Raw genomic sequence first — 1,406 nt, forward strand, 5'->3', positions numbered from 1 at the left:
GACAACAAACTTTCAGATGTTGATAAAGAAAAAATTATTGAATTAATTAGACCTGCAATCGGAATTTCAACAAAAAAACTACAATCGGATAACTTGAAAATTGGAAGCTCAAAAATTGGTGGAAAACCAGATTTGCCAAAAGATATTTGTTGGCCAAAACTAAATGATTCGCATTTAGTTTTTTGTGCTCAATACAATGTTTCAGAATTGGAAAAATTTGACGTAGAAAACTTACTTCCAAAAAAAGGAATTTTTTACATATTTATTGGTATCAATGAAGAGTGGAATGAATTTTCTATGATGCAAAATGACACCAAAATATTCTTTACAGAAAATACAGAAAATTTGGAAAGAAAAGAATATCCTACTTCTTTCAATTTGGAGAGAATAGTTGAACCAGCTAAAATTGAATATTTTGAGAGTATAACAATTCCAGATGATGAAAATTATAAACTTTTTTATTTTAACGATAAGTATGAAGATTTCTACTTTCATTTTTATCAAGATACAGAAGAATATATTGCTGAAGAACTTAACAGTTTTACAGATAATATGCATCAAATTTTAGGTGAAGATAAATCTGTTCAATCAAGTGTTGTTTACGAATTTAGTAGAAACGAATTAAATATAACAGACAAAGATTATACTGAAAAATGGAACGAAATTCTTGAAAATTCAAAGACATTCACAAATTTAATCCAATTAGATTGTATGGATTCAAATACAAATCTTTCTAAATTTGGCGGAAGTGGAGTTTTCTACATTGGACTAAAGACAAAAGAATTACAAAATAAAAATTTCAACAATTTAATAATCTCATTTCAAACGACATAAAAATACTACTGCCAACAGATAAGGTTTCGTTGCGGCTGCAAGCCGAACAATGAAACCTGTGTTGAACGGAACCGGTCATTGGCAGGAACTATGGAGTTATCGTAAAGTTTAGAGAGAGAATATGAAGAGGATTTAGTATCCTCTTTTTTTTGAAGTAGTTTTAAATATAGTTTTCTAGTGTTTTCCTTTCCCGAAGTTTCGGGATTAGACATACGTGCCCTTACCCACAAAATTAGCTTTTACAGGGAAAGGAGTTTTGGCCACCGTCAATATACCATCCCGACGCTTCGGGAGGTGGACCACGCTGATCGAAGACTGCTATGCGGTGTAAATTTCCTGTTTTACAACACGGACACTTGGGTAAAAAGGGTTTCTTCTCCCGCTTTTCCATGACTTTTACTTGCAGATTTTCCTGCAAAAGCTTGAGCTTTTGACGTTTCCAAGTGCTACTCAAAAAACCGTAATGACGGATCTTGACAAAACGTTTGGGCAAAATATGCAACGCAAAACGCCTGATGAATTCCTGATGCGTCAGCGTCATTTGCTTTTTCACGCCCGCTACTCGGTAATCC

2 protein-coding genes are annotated in these 1,406 nt (G+C 33.3%); one reads left to right on the top strand and one right to left on the bottom strand.

Annotation, left to right across the window (positions count from 1 at the left end):
• Nucleotides 1-834 (top strand): DUF1963 domain-containing protein (locus FPG59_RS16050; RefSeq protein ID WP_086455528.1); only part of this gene is annotated, 834 nt, incomplete at its 5' end.
• A gap of 232 nt (nt 835-1,066) precedes the next feature.
• Here the strand turns inward: FPG59_RS16050 and FPG59_RS16055 are convergent.
• Nucleotides 1,067-1,406: transposase (locus tag FPG59_RS16055; protein WP_176330784.1), on the bottom strand; the 340-nt coding region annotated here is incomplete at its 5' end.

The sequence above is a fragment of the Flavobacterium sp. FPG59 genome (assembly GCF_002150205.1).
GTDB lineage: Bacteria > Bacteroidota > Bacteroidia > Flavobacteriales > Flavobacteriaceae > Flavobacterium.